The sequence below is a fragment of the Pseudomonas sp. BJa3 genome (genome assembly GCF_026343815.1).
GTDB classification, from domain to species: Bacteria; Pseudomonadota; Gammaproteobacteria; order Pseudomonadales; family Pseudomonadaceae; genus Aquipseudomonas; species Aquipseudomonas soli.
The window spans coordinates 1-237 of record NZ_JAOXMC010000542.1 but is presented as its reverse complement, the minus strand read 5'-3'; the positions used below and the strand labels follow the sequence as shown (position 1 = coordinate 237).

The following is a 237-nucleotide window of genomic DNA, read 5'->3' as shown; positions in this document are numbered from 1 at the left end:
AGGTGGGCTATGACGAGGGCGGTTACCTGACCGAGGCCGTGCGTCGCAAGCCGGACTCGGTGGTGCGGCGCGACGAGGTGGAGAAAGCCCACCCTGAGGTGTTCAACGTGCTGCTGCAGGTGCTGGAAGATGGCCGCCTGACCGCCAGCCACGGCCGCACCGTGGACTTCCGCAACCCCGTGATCGTGATGACCTCCCACCTGGGCTCGGCGCAGCTCCAGGCACTGGCCGGTGACC

Annotated in this window: 1 protein-coding gene; it reads left to right on the top strand. The window is 68.4% G+C overall.

The genetic code is table 11. The features are described 5' to 3' along the window. A partial coding sequence (locus OH705_RS28710) for an AAA family ATPase (RefSeq protein ID WP_267303634.1) occupies positions 1–237 on the top strand: 237 nt, incomplete at both ends.